Raw genomic sequence first — 19,402 nt, 5'->3', positions numbered from 1 at the left:
TAACGCCTCAACGCAGGGAACCTTAAAGGACTTATATTTCATTAATTTTAAAGTTTTAATTTATAGGGAACTTATTTTTTATTATTACATTAAATAAAAATGCCACTTTATTTTAATATTTAACTGCTATTTAGATGAGTAGCCATTGCTTTTCTTGTGCGGTTACAAATTGATACTTATTGGCATGTCATCACTTATTCACCTATTTGACTCGGCAGTGTCATTCTCCCCGCACACACTGTATGAAACGTGATAAAGGGATGAATCGCTCATGCGGCTCTGCATCGTTAGTGAAACATGGTCACCGGACATCAACGGCGTTGCTCATACGCTGAGCCGGTTGAGCTATGAACTGAACCGGCAAGGAGTGCCGGTTGATGTGATCCGGCCGCGTCCACGGGTCACGGGAAATGCTACCGGCATTAACCGCGAACTACAGGTGCAGCGCCTTGCCTTACCCGGCTATTCTGATGTGCAGGTGGGCTTGGTTAGGCCAGCTACACTGCGACGCTTTTGGCGCCAGCATCGTCCCGATGTTATTTATCTGGCCACTCAAGGCCCACTTGGCTGGGCGGCGCGTCAAGCGGCACGGCAGCTCAATATTCCGCTGGTGGCGGGCTGGCACACTAATTTTGATCACTACTGTGAAGATTACGGTGTCACCTGGCTGGCCTCTTCCACCCGGCGCTACCTGCGCTACTTCCATAACGGCTGTGCGTTAACGTTAGTACCTACCCATCAGCAGGCAAACACACTTCAGCATCAGGGAATTCGTGATGTCCATGTGCTGTCGCGCGGGCTAGACGGTGAACGCTTCTCCCCTGCCCATCGTGATCATCAGCTGCGTCAGCAGTGGGGCGTTGGCGAGCATCAACCCGTCGCTCTTTACGTAGGCCGGTTAGCCGCCGAAAAAAACCTCACTTTGTTACATGAAAGCCTTCAAGCCATGCGCGAAGTGCGCCCCGATATCGCTCAGGTGATCGTCGGCGACGGCCCCGCCCGAGCACAGCTTGAGAAAGCGCTACCCGATGCGCATTTCACCGGTTTTATAGGACAAGAATCACTCGCTCGCCACTATGCCAGCGCTGACCTGTTTATTTTTCCCTCGCTTTCAGAAACCTGGGGGAATGTGGTGGCTGAAGCGATGGCCAGCGGCTTAGCCGTGGTGGCTTATGACCATGCTGCCAGCGCCGAGCTGATTAACAGCGGCCAAAACGGTATTACCGTACCCGCGGGTAATAGTGCTGGTTTTCAACAAGCAGCAGTGGAGTTGTGCCAACATCCGGCTGATTACGCTCGTTTAGGTCGAGTAGCGCGTTTACGTGCACTGGAGCAGAGCTGGACGGGTATTGCTGAGCAGTTTTTGCGTTACTTACACCAAGCCCAGGAGGCTCACCATGCGCCCGCGTCCGCTTGTCGTATTCGACCGTCTTGACCTGCTGGAGTGGCAATTTTGCCAGCGCGTGTCACGGCTTTCACTCTATCGCCCCTGGCGCCTTACGCTGCAAGCCGCCAGCCGCTTAGGCGATTGGCCTGTCTGGGTACTACTGATTCTGGCCCAACCTTGGCTTCAGCCAAATGGCTCATGGCGAGTGATGCAGTACAGCGTGATCGCATTGTTTGCCGTCGCTGTTTATCGACTGGTGAAAACACGCTTGTGTCGCGAACGTCCCTTTATCACTTACGGCGAAGGCATTCAGTGCTGTGAGCCAGCGCGTGACCGTTATAGTTTCCCCAGCGGTCACACCATGCATGCGGTGATGTTTAGTGTTCTAGTCGCCGCACACACCCCTTGGCTGTTACCAGTGGTGTTGCCACTAACGCTGCTAATCGCGATTTCTCGTGTGGGTTTAGGCCTTCACTATGTCAGTGATGTACTAGCCGGTGCGGCACTAGGCTATGCCTTTGCTTTGGTCAGCCTTTACTGGATGGGATAAATCACCCCGCTATGGTTTCGTCATTCATCTACGCAAAAACGCCCGCTGTTGCGGGCGTTTTTGATTTCTGCTTGATGGATCAAAGTTGATAAAAAATAGCTTAGATATCTGGCGGCATATCATCACGTTCATCCATGTTGGCCATGAAGGATGTCTTAAACATCATATACACCCCTACACCCGAAAATCCTAAGAACAAAACAAACATGCACAACATCAATGCCATCGCCATAATCTTGTCCCTGATAGTGTGCGGTCGTTACGTTGACGTTTTCTAACCGCTGCATTTCGATTTCATCGAAGGATAGACCAAAACACCGCTTTAATCTGTGCGATAGCGGCCTGGATAAAGGCCGCACAACAAGGAATGCCCAAAAAGTAAATGAAAATCAATTACTTAAAAAAATGTCACGCATGCAAAAAAACCACCTCATTTTCACGAGATGGTTGTTTCGCATCATTCCATTCCCTAGCTCGATGAACAGCGCCTCCTTGCGCTGCAACCAGTGAGTGGGCGGAGTGTCCTTTAACATCCTGTTCACTTTGCGGCTTCCTGCCTTCCCTGTGCCTGACCGCCCACTCACTCAGTTACTGCTAACAATTATTTAAACGGCTAAACCTAAACAACTGAACATCCAAGCAACTGAACTGTAGTTGCAGGTACTGATCCAAACCATGCCAATAAATTAAAATAAACTTAAAAATCAATAACTTGATTTCAATAAAAATTGCTTTGAATAGCTACTTATTGGCGTTTCGGGATGTATAGAACTGACACATGCGACATAAGCACACGATACTGAGGCATATCGTCTGTTCTGAACCTTATTAAAACGATGGCGAAACATTTCAACAGCGATTATTTTTGCTATCAATCCTCAACGCTTTGCTATGCAAAAGAGAACGTTGCAAGAGAGAACGTTCACGTTTTAAGGCCTTCTCTTCAATCACATCCCTTTAAGGAGCCCACTATGAAACGCGCAATGATGTTTGGCTTACTCATTGTCACTACCCTTCTGTTGGTGAGCGGCTGTAATACCATTCGCGGTGCTGGAGAAGACATCAAACAGGGTGGCGAAGCTATCCAGCGCGCAGCGGACTAAACGCTATGATGATCGTTTACCTCTCCCACGGTTTAGAGAGCGGGCCGGGGGCACTCAAAACCCAGGCGCTTAAAGGCGTTGCAGAGAAACTGGATGACTGTGAGCCCGTTGTTATGGATTACCGAGGCATGGCAGAGCCTAAACAGCGACTTCAGCATCTATTACAGGTGATAGCTGAGCGCGGCGACGACCCAGCTAACTGCGTGTTGGCTGGCTCAAGCTTGGGCGGGTGGCTAAGCGTGGCTGTGAGCGCGCAAAAACCCGTGCGGGGCTGTTTCCTATTAGCCCCCGCGCTAGGGTTAGCGGATTACCCTGAAACCTCACTCGCTATCCAGGCACAGCATACGCACATCATTCACGGCTGGCGTGATGAGGTCGTGGCGCCTGAACCGGTGATAGAGCGTGCCCGCCTGCAACGACTGTCGTTGCGAATGGTCGACGATGATCATCGCCTTCATGCCAGCCTCGATACTATATTGGTCGATTTTGAGCGCTTCCTAGGTCAGTGCGGCGCCTCCTCTCAGTACAGATCGTAAGCACTGACAAAACAAACATTCGACACAAGCGCTCTAAACCTATACAAATGGTGTACACCAATGAGCCAATAGTGAGGAGATTGTTCATGTTAGGCATGTTTAAGCGCGACCCCAAAAAGAAACTGCAGCAAGAGTATGAGCGTAAACTTCAGGCTGCCATGGAGGCTTCACGCAATGGCGACATGCGCGCCAATGCCACGCTTACCGAAGAAGCAGAAGCTTTACTGGCTGAGATCAGACGTATTGAAGCGGCACAATAGTCTAATCGGCAATAGACAACGCTTGGCGGCAATGACTCTGCTGAGCTTGATTCCCGCCGTGACATTGGCGGCATGCCCAATACCGGGTCAGTGGAGGATGCAAGAGCAGCCGCTGACGACGCGCCAGGTGCTATTCACGGCGGCCCAGCAGCAGGTGGTACTTCTCGGTGAACAGCACGATGAAATGGCCCACCACCGCTGGCAACTGTATACCTTGGCAGGACTTCATGCGCTGAATGATGAGATGGTGATTGGCCTAGAAATGCTACCGCGTGGCGCCCAGCCTAGCCTTGATGCATGGGTCGCGGGTGAACTGGATGCGGACACCATGCTGGAGCGCGTGCGTTGGGAAGAGACCTGGGGCTTTGATGCGGCGCTGTATATGCCGATTTTAGAGTTTGCCCGAATGGCACACATCCCATTAATCGCGCTGAACATCGACCCTGAACTGCGCCATCGACTGGTGAATGATGGCTGGAATAGCGTACCCGCTGAAGAGCGCTATCAAATTCCGCCTCCCAAGCCCGCCAGCGCCAGTTACCGCGATCGCCTCACCGAGGTGTTTAGTCAACACGCCATGGGCGATGACCCCGACGGGCGTGAGCATTTTATTCAAGCGCAACTCACCTGGGATGCCGCCATGGCCCAGCGCTTGGCCGAGGCCACGGAGGGTGAAAAACTGGCAGTGGGCTTAATGGGGCTAGGCCACGTCATGCATAATGAGGGAGTGGCCTACCAGCTAGAAGCCTTGGGCATTAACAACACGCTGAGCCTATTGCCCTGGCGCATGGGCGACTGCACGCCTCCCGATGCGACGTACGCTGATGCTGTGTACATCCTAGCGGACGAGTAGCGCTTAATCGTCCGCTAGCGCCGGTAACAGCGTTTTCAGTTTGCGAGTAAGCGTATTGCGCCCCCAACCGAGTAACTCGGCGGCCTCGCCCTTTCGGCCACCGGTGTGCTTTAGCGCGGTCTCAATCAGAATCCGCTCAAAATCCGGTACCGCCTCTTCCAAAAGATGCGTATGCCCTTCGGCAAGCGCGTGGTCTGCCCAGTCACGAAACGCCGTGCGCCAGTCACCGTGGGCACTGCTTTCAGAAGCGCTCGGCGAACGTAGCTCTGGCGGCAAATCCTCAACCAGAATTTCACGTCCTGATGCCATGACCGTCAGCCAGCGGCAAATATTCTCTAACTGCCGCACGTTGCCTGGCCAAGGCAAACGCGTCAGGTGAGCTTCCGCTTCGCTGGTCAGCACTTTTATATCGGTAGTGAGCTCTTTTGCCGCTTCGGCTAAAAAGTGTCGTGTTAAGCGCGGAATGTCTTCACGCCGCTCGGCAAGTTTCGGCAGGTGAATACGAATGACGTTTAACCGGTGGAACAAATCCTCACGGAAGCGACCATCATCGACCAACACTTCTAAATTCTGATGGGTGGCAGCGATAATTCGTACATCGACTCTTACCGGCGTGTGGCCACCAACGCGATAAAACTCCCCATCAGCCAATACACGCAGTAGACGCGTTTGGGTTTCAGCGGGCATATCGCCTATTTCGTCTAAAAACAGCGTGCCGCCATTAGCCTGCTCAAAGCGTCCTTGGCGTTGCTGGGCCGCCCCGGTAAAAGCGCCCTTCTCATGGCCAAACAGCTCTGACTCAATCAAGTCGCGAGGAATCGCCGCCATGTTCAAGGCGATAAACGGCTTACCCGCCCGTGGGCTATGCTGATGAAGCGCCTGGGCAACGCGCTCTTTACCGGTTCCCGACTCCCCGTTGATCAGTACTGTGATATGCGAGTGGGAAAGACGGCCGATAGCGCGAAACACTTCCTGCATCGCGGGCGCTTCACCAATGATCTCGGCATTTAAGCCTTCAGGTACGGTAACCGGCCGCTGGCGTTCACGGGCGTGAGCCACGGCACGTCGAACGAGCGCGAGGGCTTCATCAACGTCAAACGGTTTGGGCAGGTATTCAAATGCCCCCCCCTGATATGAGGCTACGGCGCTGTCTAAATCGGAGTGCGCCGTCATCACGATGACCGGTAGATCAGGATGTGCCTCGCGCACTCTGGCCATCAAATCCAGCCCATCGATGCCTGGCATACGAATATCGGTCACCAGCACGTCAGGAGGGCTTTCCAGCAAACGTGCAAGGGCTGTATCTGCACGCTCTATACACTCCACGTCAAGGTCGGGTTGCGCCAGTGCGCGTTCCAGTACCCAGCGGATAGCGCGGTCGTCATCGACAATCACCACCCGCGCAACATCAGTACGTGTAGCCTCAGTCATGACGCTTCTCCGGTAAAATTAATACCAATGGAATCAGTAAACGAAATTCGGTATGTCCGGCTCGTGAGTCGCATTCGATCAATCCTTGATGTTGGTGCAAAATCGACTGGGCAATAGAGAGCCCTAAGCCGCTGCCTTCAGCGCGCCCCGACACCATGGGATAAAACAGCGTCTCCTGCAGTGCATCGGGAATGCCGGGTCCGTTATCAATGACCGCGACTTCACTGACTAAACGATGGCGTTCAGCACCGAGGGTAAATTGACGCCGGGCTCGGGTTCGCAGTATTAACGTAGGTTCGGGCGTTTGCGCGTCGCTCATGGCCTGCACGGCGTTGCGTGCAACATTGAGGACCGCTTGAATCATTTGTGATTCGTCGCCAGAAAGGTCGGGCAAACTGGGGTCGTAATCGCGGCTAATCACCACGCAGGGGTGTTCAGCAATTAGCAGCGCCCGAACTCGCTCAAGCACTTTGTGAATATTGACCGGCTCGTGTTTAAGAATGCGGTTAGGACCGAGCATGGAGTCGACCAAGTCACGCAGCCGATCCACCTCTTCGACAATGATGTGGGTATATTCACGCAGCGCCGGGTCGTCTAGATCCCGCTCTAGTAACTGCGCGGCACCGCGAATGCCACCTAAGGGATTCTTTACTTCATGGGCTAACCCGCGAGCAAGTACCTTGATGGTCTCCTGACGAGTGGTTAGCGCCTCTTCCCGGGAGATTTGCATTAACCGATCCCGCGGCTCTACCTCTAATAGCAGCTCATCGTCCGATAATGGTGTCACCGTATAGTCGACGGTGAGCGGTTCGCTATTAAGTGGCGTAATCCGTGCTTCGCGCTGGGTATAAGGGTGAAACGCATCCCGTGCTTTAGCCAGGACATCATCAATGCTCTCATCGCCGCCCAGTAGTGTATCCAGGCTAATCCCGTGCACTCGGCTAAGGCTGACCGCCAATAGGGCCTCAGCGGCAGGGTTCATCCAGCGCACACGCAAATCTCCGTCTAGCAGTAAGACCGCCGTGGTGAGATGTTCAAGCAAACGCTGATGCATGGTGTCGTCCTGAAAAATTGCGTCTTCCATCGCCGTTACAGACCTACAGGTGGATGATCAGTGAGGGAACTGCAAAAAGCGCGCCAATTATGCATTTATGCCTATCTGCACGGCTTGTGGGCAACGCAGTCAACGATGGTGAATCGTTTTAGCGCACTTGCAGCACCAAACACATCGGGCACCGCACCATTTTAGTGCATCAAGGTGTTTAACTATGTTTTTAAAACCGCTTTTAAAACGGCTTTAAGGAACCGTAATGGCCACCACAGGCGTGCGATGCTGCAAACGCTGGCTGCTATCCAATAGCTCAGCCTGAAGCTCATACCGGCCTGAGGAGAGCCCTGTTAACCAGAACACATCGCTATGCAACGCGGTCTGGCTAATCTCTCCATTAACGAGCAGCCGCACTTGGTGGTCATCACGTAGCGGTGGTGCAATAGCCACTTCCACCGCCGTGCTTTTCTCCATCAATCGTGCCCCTTGCTGGGGCAGAGCAATCGAAAAATGATCATAGGGCATGAAGGGCTGCCCCGGTTTACCCTGGGGACGTACAGCAGCAGGCGTCTCACTGACAGAGGTATACGCCGCTCTTAGCGCTGGCGGCAGGCTAGGCAGTGGCGCTAATTCCAACGCTTCCCCACCACGGCCTGGGTTATCGGTAAAGGTAACGTTGCCTTGCGCATCGGTAACCCGGTAAACCGTCTGAGCGAAAGCCGTATCCGGTCTGACAGCTTCAACAATGCTCAATGCAGCGGTCATCAAGATACTGACCGCTAATGCGCTCACTTTGCCCATAGCACCCCTCATAACTCTCTTCATCCCCAAAACGAAAAAACCCCGCCGAAGCGGGGTTCTCTTAACAACTGCAGTTATCACAGCATCTACACTTATCACCGCCTAACGGATAGTAACAGCCAGGGGTGAGTAGCGCTGATTAGCAGCTGTAGTACATATCAAACTCGATGGGGTGAGTCGTCATGCGAATACGCTCTACTTCTTCCATCTTGAGCTCGATGTAGGCATCGATCATTTCGTCGGTGAACACGCCACCTTCGGTCAGGAACGCACGGTCAGCGTCGAGGGCTTCCAGTGCCTGATCCAGGCTGTGCGCTACGGTGGGTACTAACTTGCCCTCTTCTGGCGGCAGGTCATACAGGTTTTTATCCATAGCATCGCCAGGATGGATCTTGTTCTTGATACCGTCGATACCAGCCATCAACATGGCAGAGAATGCCAGGTACGGGTTAGCCGTCGGATCAGGGAAGCGAGCCTCAACACGCTTGCCTTTCGGGCTAGCGGTGTAAGGAATACGGATGGAAGCAGAGCGGTTGCGGGCACTGTAGGCCAGCATTACCGGTGCTTCAAAGCCAGGCACCAGACGCTTGTACGAGTTAGTAGAAGCGTTGGTGAACGCGTTCAATGCACGGGCGTGCTTAATGATGCCGCCAATGTAGAAAAGCGCCATTTCAGACAGGCCAGCGTATTCGTCACCCGCAAACTGGTTTTGGCCATCTTTCCAGAACGACTGGTGAACGTGCATACCAGAACCGTTGTCGCCAACCAGCGGCTTCGGCATAAAGGTCGCCGTTTTGCCATACGCGTGTGCCACGTTGTGGATCACGTATTTCATTTCCTGAACTTCGTCAGCTTTCTTCACCAGCGTGTTGAATTTAACGCCGATTTCGTTCTGACCTGCGTTGGCAACTTCGTGGTGGTGAACCTCGACGGTCTGGCCAATCGCTTCCAGGGTGTTACACATCGCACCACGGATATCATGGAAGCTATCAACCGGAGGAACCGGGAAGTAGCCGCCTTTAACGCGCGGACGGTGGCCTAAGTTGCCGCCTTCTACCTGACTATTGGTCGCCCAAGCGCCTTCGTCAGAGGTGATTTTGTACATAGAGCCCTGGATATCAGACTTCCAATGTACTTCGTCAAAGATGAAAAATTCAGGTTCAGGACCGAAAAACGCGGTATCACCCAGACCAGTAGACTCTAAATAAGCTTCAGCACGCTTAGCGATGGAGCGCGGGTCGCGATCATAGCCCTGCATAGTGGCCGGCTCGATGATGTCGCAGCGCAGAACCAGCGTCGCATCTTCGGTGAAGGGGTCGAGATAGCCAGTACCATCTTCCGGGCTCAGAATCATGTCGGATTCGTTAATGCCCTTCCAGCCTTCAATAGAAGAGCCATCAAACATTTGGCCATTCTCGAAGAATTCTTCGTTCACATCGCGAGCAGGCACGGTAACGTGCTGTTCTTTACCGCGGGTATCGGTGAAACGCAGGTCTACCCACTTAACATCATGTTCTTCAATTAACGCGAGAGTCTTGGCTGACATAGAGTCCTCCGGTATGAGCATGGCTTAAAGCTAACGACTGTAAGCTACCGATAAAAGTGTTGTTCGACAAAATACGTGCTAAACCGCACGTTTGTCATTCTTATTCGCTCAACGTTTGCCTGACATTAATAAACAAAGCGCTCAGCGAGCATTACAGACCGGCTATCGTTTTAGCACGCCGCAGGGCTTATGCCTACGGTACGCGAGCCGCTTCCAAATACAATGCAGAGTGCATGCCAACACTGCACCAATATGGCATAAAAAAACAACAACTAATTGTTTTTTAAACGTTTAAAAATTGATTTAAATGCCTCTTGATGACGCATAAGCCTATAAAGAGCCTCGTTAGACAACTAAAAAATATCTCAACGCACCAAAATAGATCAAAAATAATGCCTTATGCGCCATAGCAGTGCATTAACAATACTGAACCCTCTTTTTTGGCTCGCAAACTTTTTACTTGCTACTCAAATAAACCAGCTACTACAATAAATTACAATTTGATAGATTTGCTCACAATTGGAGTCGGCAAATGGGATCGGTCTGCTTTATCGTTGATGCCATGGTGACAGGTGAGATGTTGCCACGCCATTTGAAATCCATACGTGGATCCGGCATCGCCGACCATCTGCTCCCCATTCTGGTGACGAGCACGCAACCCCATGCTCGCCTGGGCTCACTTGAGCAGCGTTATCATACTCACTGCTTGATTACCCCAGCGCTGCCGTTGGGAGCACGTATCAATAAAGCGGCGTTCGCCAGCCAAGCTGAGTGGTTAATTATCGCGTTACAAAAGCAGCCACTACCTGCCAATCTGTGGGGTTCGCTCTACCCCCAACTAAATACCTACAGTCTAGATGCTTTGATTATTGGCCTTGCGCAGCCATCATTATCCGAGCGCATCCTGCGACGCTTATTGGCTAGCGCACAACTGCTACCTCCCTACATTGCCGTTAGCCGGGCCTGGCTTGAACGCTTGGGTGGTTTTGACCCTGAGCTGGATGGCCGCTGCGCGATTGACGACTTTTTACAGCGTTTGCATGCCTGCCCCACCCGTCTGAAAACGTATAGAGGCCATCTGCTTAGTCAGGCAGAGGAACAAGATAACCCCACGCTGACAACGCCCACGGACCCCGCTTACACGCCACGCCCATAGGACCATTGGGCTTTTGTTTACCGCACCTTTACAGCCGTTTTAATACCTCTTTTCACTGCACTGCTATCACGCTTGTACAATTAACGTACCTTCAACCGCTTGCCGAATAGCATCGCTCCCAACGTGGTGGTATTGGCTAACTTGTTCAGCCCCACCGACCCTACAACGCCTACCACCATGAGCACCACCGCATACACACCAATCGATAATGCCAAAGGCGCAACGACCACATCGGTCAGCACGAAAAACATGGGGTGAGCCAAGTAAACACCAAACGAATACGCATTGATGTGGCGAACCCATAACGGCGCCGGTCGTCCTGCCAAATAGCGCATGGCGCAGAGCATAAACAGCACAAAAAAAGGTATCACCCATACCTCTTTGGAGGAAAACGCCAGCCAGCCAGCAAACGTCGCTGCAATAATGAGTATCACCAGCAGTGCCAGCCACACCGGATGCGCCATCTGCTGCATCCAACCGGGCCGCTCAGCCAACAAACTCTCCGTGGCTAGCGGGTAGTAACGTACAAGCACCAACGCCAGAAAAAAAACATAAATCCACCCCAAGGGTGCGATCCACAGCAGATAACCAGGCAGGTCAACGTCAAACCAGTAAGCCAAGCCCCAATACGCCATGCTGATCACGCAGGCGCCCCATAGCCACGGTACCGGGTTCATTCGCCACAGCTGCCAGCGGGTAAACAGCCAATAAGCCACGTAAAACTGCATCGCAATGATCAAAAAATAGCCATGCCAACCCGCATAGACATAGTACTCGACCGCATTGGCCAAAAAGCCCACCGGCTCATCCGCACCCCGCTGCCTTAGCCACTCAGCGGTCGAATAAATAAAGCCATACACGAAGTACGGCACCATGACATATTTCACACGCTGAAGGAGAAAGCCTTCTGGGACGGATTTATTGTAGCGAACGGCGAAAACGAAGACCGCAATAAACAGAAAAATTGGCGTACCCAGCACCAGCGGTATGCGCATCAAATCAGTGGCAACGTTATCGAGGCGCTGATTAACGTGATCTAATAAATGAAACAAAAAAACGGCTATACAGCCGTATGCACGCAACCAATAGATCTCTTCAATTTTTCGCATTGGGCCTCCCGCCGTTACCTAACTCCACTTTCGGCACCCTGAATGGCTATTATGAATAGCTACCGCCGTCGTGCTGTCCGACCTCATTGAACAGTTTTAATTTCCGGAGGTAACATGTTCAAAATCAAGCTGCCGCTTAACTCATACCGATGTCGCGTGCTACTCAGCACCCTAATTGGATGGCTAACGTTCAGCGGTCATAGTTTAGCCAGCGAGGTTACGCACCATCAGTTCTTCTCACCCACGCTCGGCTACGACTACCCGTATAGCGTTTATTTACCTGACAATTATGACACTCAAGCGACGGCTACCTATCCAGTCATTTATATGCTGCACGGCTCTTTTGGAACAGACCGCGACTGGGTTTCACGCGGAAATTTGCAACAGGTCGCCGATAGGTTAATCCGCGCTGGGCACATTCCACCCGCAGTTTACATCATGCCGGGCAGCCGCAGCTGGTGGGTAGACGGGCATAACGAACCCGCGCGCAGCGCGTTTTTTAATGACCTAATGCCCCACGTGGAAGCAACCTACCGTGTTGGCAAAGAGCGCCACCAACGTGGTGTAGCAGGCCTTTCCGCCGGAGGCTATGGTGCGCTTAACTTCGCTCTAGAACGGCCTGACTTATTCGCCGCCGTGGCCGCATTAAGCCCCGCCAGCTACGTCCCTTTACCGCCGCGCAACTCCTCCGCTTGGCGCCATCCCGCATTTCTGGATGAACAAGGACAATTTGATAAGGAGCTTTGGGAAACCCTTAACTACACCGCCTACCTAGAAGAGTACCGCCTACTCGTGACACCCCGCGGTACCGACGAAGAGGGTGATCTTTCCCCAGTACCGCTCTATATCAGCGCCGGACGCCGCGACGTTTACGATGCAGAGTTCCATGCCCGCATACTGCGCCAAGCGATGGAGCGCATTCAGCCCAACGACGTGAGACTCGACCTTTACCCCGGCGGGCATACCTGGCAAGTATGGCGCGCCAGCTTACCGGCAGCACTAAACTTCTTATTTCAGTACGTGGGGCAGTCCAATAACGTCGCGGCAGCGGAAGACACGGCGGAAGAAAAAGCGCCTATCGAAGAAAGCCCTGATGAAGTAAGCAGCTGAACGCACTACACTAAAGATACATCCATTGTGACAAGGAAGACGACGATGCATCAGCACGTAGAATGGGATAACCCAGGTAGCGCCAGCGTAGCGGAGTACTTTAAAAACGACCCCGACCATAACGCCCCCGACCCGGGCGACATTATTTCAGCCCGTTACCAGGGCGCCATGGTACGCGTCAAAGTAGAAGCCTATCGCGAAGATGACGCGGTCAGCATTGGTGAAGTCGTCGCGATCATCGACGCCAAGGGCGGCCGCCACCAAAGCCACAGCAAACTCAATGTAGGCCACATCGTCAGGGTCCCCGACGACAAACGCGCCATGGAAACACCGCCGAAAGAAGATTAATGCGTTAGCGCTTTGCTACTTTCAGCAACAAAAAGCCATCAACTTGATGGCTTTTTTACGTGAATTTGAATAGCTAGGCGACGGAGTTCAACTCATGCATCTGAACCACCGTTCACTTCGCCATACTTCACTCTCACTCTTCTCATTTGATTTGCGTGCTACGCTTAGCGCTACCGCTCCCCTTATATAGGTCCTTCACTATGCATCCTTTTCGTCTTTTCACTGCCTTGGTGACTACGCTGGTGATTGCTCTGCCTGTCTCTCTCCAAGCCCAGGCGCAAACCAACGGGCAGTGGGGGGAATATGACGATGTGTTTGAGAACGGCGCGCGCCATGCCAATGTTTGGCAGTGGGGTTGGACCGGCATTTACGCCACCAGCCTGGCGGTGAACGCTTACCAATCAAGCGAGGCAAGCGACCCTGATGATCGCTTTGATGCGCGGGTGGGTGTGGTGAAATCAGCACTGGCCGTGGGTGGGATGCTGACGGATCGCCAGCCGCACCCGGCGGCCTTGGCCGAATATAAGCGTTTGAAAGCTAGCGGTGATTTAAGCGGCGTGCAGGCGCTAGGCTTGCAGCTCGCCCAAGCGGAACGTGAACGGCGCGGCTGGGGTGCTCGGGTGGGCTCTTTGGTGGTGAATGGCGTGGCAGGCGCGGTGATTGCGGCCGATGGCCGGGAAAGCGATGGTGCGATCAACTTTGCTACCGGCATGCTGGTCAATGAGCTACAAATTTGGACCCAGCCAAATCAGGCATCGTCTGCCATTAATCGCTTCCAACCCGCCAATCTTTCACTGGGGTCGATCACTATACCTGGTGAATATGCACTGAATATGGGGCCACAGCAGCTAGGCGCTACCTGGCGTTACTGATTTAAACCCTCTTCCCATTTAAGTTGTTCCCCTAAAGCGCTGGCGGCGGTTTTCCGCCAGCGCTTTATTATTGCCAGCGGGGCGTGAATGAGTAAAATATCCAGCGATTTTTTGGCTTTGCTAAACGTTATGTTATAACCTATTTAAAATTACACGAGGCTGCTTGATGAGTGAGCATACGCACCGCCATAACAAGGAAGGTCCTTGTCACTTCTCCTTGATGTCGCTGTCGGCTGTTAAACGGCTGCTGTTTGTGGCCGTGCCGCTGTTGGTGCTTTGGGCCTTGGTGGTTTGGGCAGGCGGGTGGTTGGGATGAGTCAGCGCTCGCTATCACGCTTACAGCTTCACAACCTGCATTTGGCCCAGGCGCGCCGGACGGTGCTGGAACATATCGAGGGCGACTTTAAGCCGGGGGCAATTACCGCGCTGATTGGGGCCAACGGTGCCGGCAAAAGCACGCTGATTCAGGCCATTATGGGGGAGCTTCGGCCTATTAGCGGCGAAGTGGTCTGCACCGTCGCGAAAGAGCGCCGGGCATGGCTGCCCCAGCAGTTAGCGCTGGACCTGACCTTCCCCATGAGCGTGGAAGAGCTGGTGATGACGGGCAGCTGGCCCAGCCACGGGGCGTTAACCGGCTACTGCGCGAGTCACTACCGCAAGGGTCGCGAGATCATGGCGCGGCTAGGTATTTCGCACTTGGCCCATCGCCCGCTGGGTGAGCTTTCCGGCGGTCAGCGCCAGCGTGCACTGATTGGCCGTACGTTAATGCAGGAAGCCGAACTGCTTCTGCTCGATGAGCCGTTTGCCAACGTGGATAGTGAAACCGTGGATATTCTGATCCGCATTCTGCGCCAGATGGCGGACGATGGTGCGACCATTATTGTCGTGCTCCACGATATGGATCACCTGCGCCGACTGGCCGACGAAGTGTTGATGCTAAACGGCGGCCATGGTCGCTGGGTTGCGCCCAGTGCGCTGACGCATCAACAGGCGCCCGCTCAGGTGGTGCCGTTTACCCTGGGAGGACGCCATGCTGGATCTGCTTAGTGCGTGGTTTATCAGCCCGTTCGACTATGGCTTTATGCGCCGTGCAGTGGTGGGTGGTTTAGCTCTTTCGCTGGCCGCGCCGCCATTGGGGGTTTTTTTGGTGCTGCGCGGTATGAGCCTGATTGGCGACGCCATGGCCCACGCGATTCTGCCCGGCGTCGCGCTGGGGTTCCTGCTGGCAGGCTTTTCACTGCCGATTATGAGTATTGGCGGGGTGCTGTTTGGGTTAATGGTGGCGCTGCTGGCGGGGGCGGTCTCAAAAATGGGCGGCCAGCGGGAAGATGCCGCCATGGCGAGCTTTTTTATTATCTCGCTGGCCGCAGGCGTGATGCTGATTTCACTGGGCGGTAGCAGCGTTGACCTTACCCATGTGCTGTTCGGCTCGATTCTGGCGATCAACTCCACCGCGCTGCTGCTGATCGCGGGTATCAGTACGCTGATTGTGTTGATCCTGGCGGTGGTGTTTCGCGCTCTGGTAGTGGAGTGCTTAGACCCGCTGTTTTTGCGCGGCCAAAGCCGCCGCAGCGGCTGGGTACACAGCGTGTTTTTGGGGCTGCTGGTACTCAATTTAACCGCTGGCTTTCAAACCCTGGGTACGTTAATGGCGGTGGGACTGATGATGCTACCCGCCACCTCGGCGCGCTTTTGGAGCAAACGCCTTGAGGGCTTGATCGGCATTGCGATTGTGTTGGCGATGGTCTCGAGCACCGGCGGTCTGCTGCTCTCTTTTCATCTGGATATCCCTTCAGGTCCGAGCATTATCCTACTGGCGGGGGCTGGGTATCTGTTTTCGGCCCTGTTTGGTCGCTACCACAGCCTGGCAGCCAAGCTGCGGCGTAAAACCACGCCGCTGGCAGTGGAGCAAGGGTCTTAATTGTCTGTCTTCATGCTTTTTGTAAGGAGTGTTGTATGTCGCTTGCCTATTTATCATCTCGGCCATCGCGCTGGTTGGTCGGTGTTTCCGCTATGCTGGCACTGCCTGCCGCGATCGCTAATGAGCGCATTCAGGTGGTGACCAGTTTCTCTATCCTGGCGGATATGGTGGAAAACGTGGGCGGCGAGCATGTCGAGGTGACCCCGCTGGTCGCGGCCGATGGCGATGCGCATGTCTACTCCCCCAGCCCCGGCGACGCACGCTCCCTGGCCAATGCTGATTTAGTGGTTTTCAACGGCTTGCTGTTTGAGGGCTGGATGGAGCGCCTGATTAGCGCCAGCGACTACACCGGGCCGATGGTCACTGCGACCGATGGCATTGAACCACTCTCTTTCGCTGGACATGAAGAGCATGATGATCATGGTCATGACGAGCACGATAATGAAGAGCACGGACACGGTGACCATGATGACCATACCGATGCGCACGCGGGTCACGACCATGGCAATCAAGATCCTCACGCCTGGCAGGATATGCATCAAGCCGAGGTGTATATCGCCAACATCCGCGATGGGTTAATTGCCGCCGATGCCGTTAACGCCGATGCCTACCGCGCCAATGCGGCGCAGTATTTACAGGAAATGGCCGAGGTAGACGCTGAAACTCGTGCGCTAATTGACGAGATCCCGGCCTCCACCAGCGTGATTACTGGCCACGACTCCTTTGGCTACTTCTCAAGCGCTTATGGGGTGACCTTCCTTTCGCCAGTGGGGCTTTCCACGGAAGCGGACCCAAGCGGTGCCAGCATGGCGGCGCTGGTGGATGTGATCGAGCAAGAGAACGTGAAGGCGCTGTTCCACGAGAACATGACCAATCAGTCGATCATTACTCAGCTCGCCGAAGAAACCGGCCTGCCGATTGCAGGCACGCTCTACGCCGATGCGCTGGCAGCCGAAGGTGAAGCAAGCACCTACCTGGGCATGATGCGCCACAATGCGCAGGTGCTGCACGATGCGCTAGCCCAGCCGGGTCATGACGATCACAGTCATTCTGACGACCACGACGATCATGGTCATAGCCACTAAGCCATGAACATCAACAGCGCTGCTCAGCCATTAACTTTGACGGTTAATAGTCGTGAGCAGCCACTCGCGAAACGATGCCATGGCGTGGGTTTCAGGCCGTGTCTGCAGGCGAGTCAGCCAGTAACCTCCCAAACTGACAGTGGTGTTAAAAGGCTGTACCAGCGCACCACTGCTCAGCTGGCGGGGAAACATCAGCGGGGGCGCCAGCGCTACACCTGCCCCTTGTAGGGCGGCTTCCACCATCGCGATGGAGGAGTCAAATACAATGCTTTTGGTCATCGGCAAGCTGCTTGGCAACCCTGCCGCCAACAGCCACTCTGCCCATTCGTCAGCGCGATAAGAACGCAGCCAGGTCTCGCCTAATACATCAGCGGGCGTTGAGAGCCGGGAAGCAATCGCCGGAATACATAGTACCGAGAGCGACCCAGGCAGCAGCGGTTGCGCCGCGGTGCCGTGCCAGGCACCTGTGCCAAAGCGAATGGCTAAGTCGAGACCCTCGGCAGCTAAATCCGCGCGGTTGTTATGGGTAGAAATACGCACATCAACGAACGGGTACTTGTGCTCAAAATCTTCCAGCCTCGGCAGCAGCCAGCCAACCGCAAAGGTCCCCACCACGCCGACGTTTAACACTTCGCGGCAGCTGCTCTCTCCCACCCGTTCCAGCGTGTGCGACATCTGATCGAAGGAACTCGTCAACACCGGCAGCAGCAGTTCACCCTCTTGGGTCAGCATTAGCCCCCGTGGCAAGCGTGTGAATAGCCGCACCTTCAACTGCATTTCAAGTAACTTAACCTGATGACTAACCGCTGCCTGGGTCACGTGCAGTTCTTCTGCCGCTCGCGTAAAACTCAAATGCCTGGCCGACACCTCAAAGGCACGCAGCGCTTTTAACGGCAGATAGGGACGCACCACCTAAACCCCCAAATTTTTCTAATGGCTCATGCAAAATATCGCTGTTTGTTAATCTTTACCACGCGCCGTATGTTAGCTCTTTAGCACTCTTATCGAGACGAGTTTGCGTTTAACGCGAGTGGCGGCACCCGTTAGCGCTTTGCTCATCAATAGAAACAGGATTCTGGTATGCGTAAGATGTTAGCAGCAAACATTGGCCTTATCATGACAGGTTCGCTCCTGATCGGTAACACCGTCTCGGCGTCTGAAAAGGCGGATAGTGAGAAAATTGACGCATGGGTAAACGATACTATCGCCCCACTGATGGATGAGCATCGCATCCCAGGAATGGCGGTCGCACTGAGCATTAATGGTCAACAGCACTACTTTAATTATGGCCTCGCTAATCAAGAAGCAGGCACACCGGTCACTGATGAGACGTTGTTCGAACTCGGTTCTATCAGCAAAATCTTTACAGGTGCACTCGCTGGCTATGCGCAGTCTAGCGGTGCTCTCTCGCTTTCCGATGCGGCCAGCCAGCATCTGCCAGCCTTGAAAGGCAGTGCCTTCGATGAAATCTCGCTGCTGGAACTGGGCACCTACACAGCCGGCGAGCTTCCGTTGCAGTTTCCTGACGCGGTAAAAAGCGAAGCGCAGATGATCGACTACTATCGCCAGTGGCAGCCTGCATCCGCTCCTGGTAGCCATCGACTCTACTCTAACCCCAGCATAGGTTTGCTGGGTTACCTAACCGCCCAACGCCTTGGCAAAACGTATGAGACGCTAATGGAGGAGGCGCTGTTCGCGCCGCTAGGGCTAGAGCACAGCTATTTTCAGGTGCCTGACGCGCAGCAGGCACACTACGCCTACGGTTACTCTAAAGAGGATGAGCCGATTAGGGTGAACCCGGGCATGCTGGATGCCCAAGCCTACGGTTTAAAATCAACAGCCGCCGACGTACTGACGTTTGTGGAAGCTAATATGGATAGCCCTGGGCTTGATGATAATAGGCTTGATGAAAATGAGCTTGATGAGCCCCTAAGCCAAGCCTTGGCAGCCACGCGCACGGGTTACTTCAATATCGCTAATATGACGCAGGGCCTGGGTTGGGAAAGCTACGCTTACCCAGTGACCCTTGAACAGCTGTTGGAGGGCAACTCGCTTGAAATGATTTTGGAGCCCAATCCCGCCAACCGCTTAGCTCCGCCGCTAGCCCCCAGGCAGCAGGCACTCTACAACAAGACCGGCTCTACCAACGGATTCGGCGGCTATGTGGCTTTTGTGCCTAGTGAGCAAATTGGTATTGTCATGCTGGCAAACCGCAACTATCCCAATCAAGCCCGCATAGAAGCTGCCCACCAGATCATCTCCGCGCTTACCGAAACCTCTGAGTGA

21 protein-coding genes are annotated in these 19,402 nt (G+C 53.9%); 15 read left to right on the top strand and 6 right to left on the bottom strand.

The window, feature by feature from the left end; all coding sequences use genetic code 11:
- Nucleotides 1–271: 271 nt before the first annotated feature.
- From AC5TBW_RS01085 to AC5TBW_RS01060, 6 genes are all read left to right on the top strand, one after another.
- Nucleotides 272–1,435 carry a glycosyltransferase family 4 protein gene (locus AC5TBW_RS01085; protein ID WP_495510324.1) on the top strand — a complete coding sequence of 388 codons (1,164 nt, stop codon included), beginning with the start codon at nt 272–274 and terminating at the stop codon, nt 1,433–1,435.
- Complete coding sequence (locus tag AC5TBW_RS01080) at nt 1,398–1,937, top strand: phosphatase PAP2 family protein (protein ID WP_495510323.1); 540 nt, start codon at nt 1,398–1,400, stop codon at nt 1,935–1,937. The genes AC5TBW_RS01085 and AC5TBW_RS01080 overlap by 38 nt, the downstream gene beginning before the upstream one ends.
- 971 nt (nt 1,938–2,908) lie before the next feature.
- Nucleotides 2,909–3,040, top strand: a complete 132-nt coding sequence (locus AC5TBW_RS01075) for an entericidin A/B family lipoprotein (protein ID WP_495510322.1) — start codon at nt 2,909–2,911, stop codon at nt 3,038–3,040.
- Between the two features lie 5 nt (nt 3,041–3,045).
- Nucleotides 3,046–3,576 carry a YqiA/YcfP family alpha/beta fold hydrolase gene (locus AC5TBW_RS01070; RefSeq protein WP_495510321.1) on the top strand — a complete coding sequence of 177 codons (531 nt, stop codon included), beginning with the start codon at nt 3,046–3,048 and terminating at the stop codon, nt 3,574–3,576.
- An 86-nt stretch (nt 3,577–3,662) separates the two neighbouring features.
- The gene (locus AC5TBW_RS01065; RefSeq protein ID WP_240718681.1) at nt 3,663–3,836 is read left to right on the top strand and encodes a DUF6435 family protein; all 174 of its coding nucleotides are present in this window, start codon (nt 3,663–3,665) and stop codon (nt 3,834–3,836) included.
- Between the two features lie 31 nt (nt 3,837–3,867).
- Complete coding sequence (locus AC5TBW_RS01060) at nt 3,868–4,689, top strand: ChaN family lipoprotein (RefSeq protein WP_495510320.1); 822 nt, start codon at nt 3,868–3,870, stop codon at nt 4,687–4,689.
- Between the two features lie 3 nt (nt 4,690–4,692).
- On the opposite strand, the gene ntrC is transcribed toward AC5TBW_RS01060, so the two are convergent.
- From ntrC to glnA, 4 genes are all read right to left on the bottom strand, one after another.
- Nucleotides 4,693–6,120, bottom strand: coding sequence for a nitrogen regulation protein NR(I) (gene ntrC, locus AC5TBW_RS01055; RefSeq protein ID WP_495510319.1), 1,428 nt, complete (start codon nt 6,118–6,120; stop codon nt 4,693–4,695).
- A complete protein-coding gene (glnL, locus tag AC5TBW_RS01050) occupies nt 6,113–7,174 on the bottom strand; it encodes a nitrogen regulation protein NR(II) (protein ID WP_495511892.1) in 1,062 nt (353 codons plus the stop codon). Before glnL ends, ntrC begins: the two co-directional genes overlap by 8 nt.
- A gap of 243 nt (nt 7,175–7,417) precedes the next feature.
- On the bottom strand, nt 7,418–7,969 hold the full coding sequence (locus AC5TBW_RS01045; protein ID WP_495510318.1) for a DUF4124 domain-containing protein: 552 nt from the start codon (nt 7,967–7,969) through the stop codon (nt 7,418–7,420).
- Nucleotides 7,970–8,108: 139 nt separating this feature from the next.
- Nucleotides 8,109–9,515: a glutamate--ammonia ligase gene (glnA, locus tag AC5TBW_RS01040; protein WP_064235054.1), complete on the bottom strand. Its 1,407-nt coding sequence runs from the start codon at nt 9,513–9,515 to the stop codon at nt 8,109–8,111.
- 532 nt (nt 9,516–10,047) lie between these two features.
- Here glnA and AC5TBW_RS01035 point away from each other — a divergent pair.
- Nucleotides 10,048–10,671: a hypothetical protein gene (locus AC5TBW_RS01035; protein ID WP_495510317.1), complete on the top strand. Its 624-nt coding sequence runs from the start codon at nt 10,048–10,050 to the stop codon at nt 10,669–10,671.
- An 80-nt stretch (nt 10,672–10,751) separates the two neighbouring features.
- On the opposite strand, the gene AC5TBW_RS01030 is transcribed toward AC5TBW_RS01035, so the two are convergent.
- On the bottom strand, nt 10,752–11,780 hold the full coding sequence (locus tag AC5TBW_RS01030; RefSeq protein ID WP_495510316.1) for an acyltransferase family protein: 1,029 nt from the start codon (nt 11,778–11,780) through the stop codon (nt 10,752–10,754).
- 114 nt (nt 11,781–11,894) lie between these two features.
- On the opposite strand from AC5TBW_RS01030, the gene AC5TBW_RS01025 reads away from it, so the two are divergent.
- From AC5TBW_RS01025 to AC5TBW_RS00995, 7 genes are all read left to right on the top strand, one after another.
- A complete protein-coding gene (locus AC5TBW_RS01025; protein WP_495510315.1) occupies nt 11,895–12,890 on the top strand; it encodes an alpha/beta hydrolase in 996 nt (331 codons plus the stop codon).
- Between the two features lie 45 nt (nt 12,891–12,935).
- The gene (locus AC5TBW_RS01020; RefSeq protein ID WP_495510314.1) at nt 12,936–13,238 is read left to right on the top strand and encodes a hypothetical protein; all 303 of its coding nucleotides are present in this window, start codon (nt 12,936–12,938) and stop codon (nt 13,236–13,238) included.
- A gap of 200 nt (nt 13,239–13,438) precedes the next feature.
- Nucleotides 13,439–14,110: a hypothetical protein gene (locus AC5TBW_RS01015; RefSeq protein ID WP_495510313.1), complete on the top strand. Its 672-nt coding sequence runs from the start codon at nt 13,439–13,441 to the stop codon at nt 14,108–14,110.
- Between the two features lie 166 nt (nt 14,111–14,276).
- Entirely contained in the window at nt 14,277–14,426 is a 150-nt protein-coding gene (locus AC5TBW_RS01010; protein ID WP_495510312.1) for a hypothetical protein, read from the top strand.
- Nucleotides 14,423–15,157 carry a metal ABC transporter ATP-binding protein gene (locus AC5TBW_RS01005; protein WP_495510311.1) on the top strand — a complete coding sequence of 245 codons (735 nt, stop codon included), beginning with the start codon at nt 14,423–14,425 and terminating at the stop codon, nt 15,155–15,157. The genes AC5TBW_RS01010 and AC5TBW_RS01005 overlap by 4 nt, the downstream gene beginning before the upstream one ends.
- Nucleotides 15,141–16,031 carry a metal ABC transporter permease gene (locus AC5TBW_RS01000; protein ID WP_495510310.1) on the top strand — a complete coding sequence of 297 codons (891 nt, stop codon included), beginning with the start codon at nt 15,141–15,143 and terminating at the stop codon, nt 16,029–16,031. The genes AC5TBW_RS01005 and AC5TBW_RS01000 overlap by 17 nt, the downstream gene beginning before the upstream one ends.
- Before the next feature lie 35 nt (nt 16,032–16,066).
- Nucleotides 16,067–17,116 carry a metal ABC transporter solute-binding protein, Zn/Mn family gene (locus AC5TBW_RS00995; protein WP_495510309.1) on the top strand — a complete coding sequence of 350 codons (1,050 nt, stop codon included), beginning with the start codon at nt 16,067–16,069 and terminating at the stop codon, nt 17,114–17,116.
- 30 nt (nt 17,117–17,146) lie between these two features.
- Here AC5TBW_RS00995 and AC5TBW_RS00990 read toward each other — a convergent pair whose 3' ends face one another.
- Complete coding sequence (locus AC5TBW_RS00990; protein WP_495510308.1) at nt 17,147–18,028, bottom strand: LysR family transcriptional regulator; 882 nt, start codon at nt 18,026–18,028, stop codon at nt 17,147–17,149.
- 177 nt (nt 18,029–18,205) lie between these two features.
- On the opposite strand from AC5TBW_RS00990, the gene ampC reads away from it, so the two are divergent.
- Nucleotides 18,206–19,402 carry a class C beta-lactamase gene (gene ampC / locus AC5TBW_RS00985; RefSeq protein ID WP_495511891.1) on the top strand — a complete coding sequence of 399 codons (1,197 nt, stop codon included), beginning with the start codon at nt 18,206–18,208 and terminating at the stop codon, nt 19,400–19,402.

This window comes from Vreelandella sp. ssv (assembly GCF_059448525.1).
The sequence above is the reverse complement of the archived record's forward strand: the minus strand, read 5'-3'. Positions and strand labels throughout refer to the sequence as shown.

Bases quoted from the DNA above. Each gene is read 5' to 3' on its own strand.
- AC5TBW_RS01070 (WP_495510321.1), top strand. From the start codon at position 3,046: ATGATGATCGTTTACCTCTCCCACGGTTTAGAGAGCGGGCCGGGGGCA.
- glnL (WP_495511892.1), bottom strand. From the start codon at position 7,174: ATGCATCAGCGTTTGCTTGAACATCTCACCACGGCGGTCTTACTGCTA.
- AC5TBW_RS01015 (WP_495510313.1), top strand. From the start codon at position 13,439: ATGCATCCTTTTCGTCTTTTCACTGCCTTGGTGACTACGCTGGTGATT.
- AC5TBW_RS01085 (WP_495510324.1), top strand. From the start codon at position 272: ATGCGGCTCTGCATCGTTAGTGAAACATGGTCACCGGACATCAACGGC.
- glnA (WP_064235054.1), bottom strand. From the start codon at position 9,515: ATGTCAGCCAAGACTCTCGCGTTAATTGAAGAACATGATGTTAAGTGG.
- AC5TBW_RS01025 (WP_495510315.1), top strand. From the start codon at position 11,895: ATGTTCAAAATCAAGCTGCCGCTTAACTCATACCGATGTCGCGTGCTA.
- AC5TBW_RS01080 (WP_495510323.1), top strand. From the start codon at position 1,398: ATGCGCCCGCGTCCGCTTGTCGTATTCGACCGTCTTGACCTGCTGGAG.
- AC5TBW_RS01000 (WP_495510310.1), top strand. From the start codon at position 15,141: ATGCTGGATCTGCTTAGTGCGTGGTTTATCAGCCCGTTCGACTATGGC.
- AC5TBW_RS01045 (WP_495510318.1), bottom strand. From the start codon at position 7,969: ATGGGCAAAGTGAGCGCATTAGCGGTCAGTATCTTGATGACCGCTGCA.
- ampC (WP_495511891.1), top strand. From the start codon at position 18,206: ATGTTAGCAGCAAACATTGGCCTTATCATGACAGGTTCGCTCCTGATC.
- AC5TBW_RS01030 (WP_495510316.1), bottom strand. From the start codon at position 11,780: ATGCGAAAAATTGAAGAGATCTATTGGTTGCGTGCATACGGCTGTATA.
- AC5TBW_RS00995 (WP_495510309.1), top strand. From the start codon at position 16,067: ATGTCGCTTGCCTATTTATCATCTCGGCCATCGCGCTGGTTGGTCGGT.
- AC5TBW_RS01065 (WP_240718681.1), top strand. From the start codon at position 3,663: ATGTTAGGCATGTTTAAGCGCGACCCCAAAAAGAAACTGCAGCAAGAG.
- AC5TBW_RS01060 (WP_495510320.1), top strand. From the start codon at position 3,868: ATGACTCTGCTGAGCTTGATTCCCGCCGTGACATTGGCGGCATGCCCA.
- AC5TBW_RS01035 (WP_495510317.1), top strand. From the start codon at position 10,048: ATGGGATCGGTCTGCTTTATCGTTGATGCCATGGTGACAGGTGAGATG.
- AC5TBW_RS01020 (WP_495510314.1), top strand. From the start codon at position 12,936: ATGCATCAGCACGTAGAATGGGATAACCCAGGTAGCGCCAGCGTAGCG.
- AC5TBW_RS01005 (WP_495510311.1), top strand. From the start codon at position 14,423: ATGAGTCAGCGCTCGCTATCACGCTTACAGCTTCACAACCTGCATTTG.
- ntrC (WP_495510319.1), bottom strand. From the start codon at position 6,120: ATGACTGAGGCTACACGTACTGATGTTGCGCGGGTGGTGATTGTCGAT.
- AC5TBW_RS01010 (WP_495510312.1), top strand. From the start codon at position 14,277: ATGAGTGAGCATACGCACCGCCATAACAAGGAAGGTCCTTGTCACTTC.
- AC5TBW_RS01075 (WP_495510322.1), top strand. From the start codon at position 2,909: ATGAAACGCGCAATGATGTTTGGCTTACTCATTGTCACTACCCTTCTG.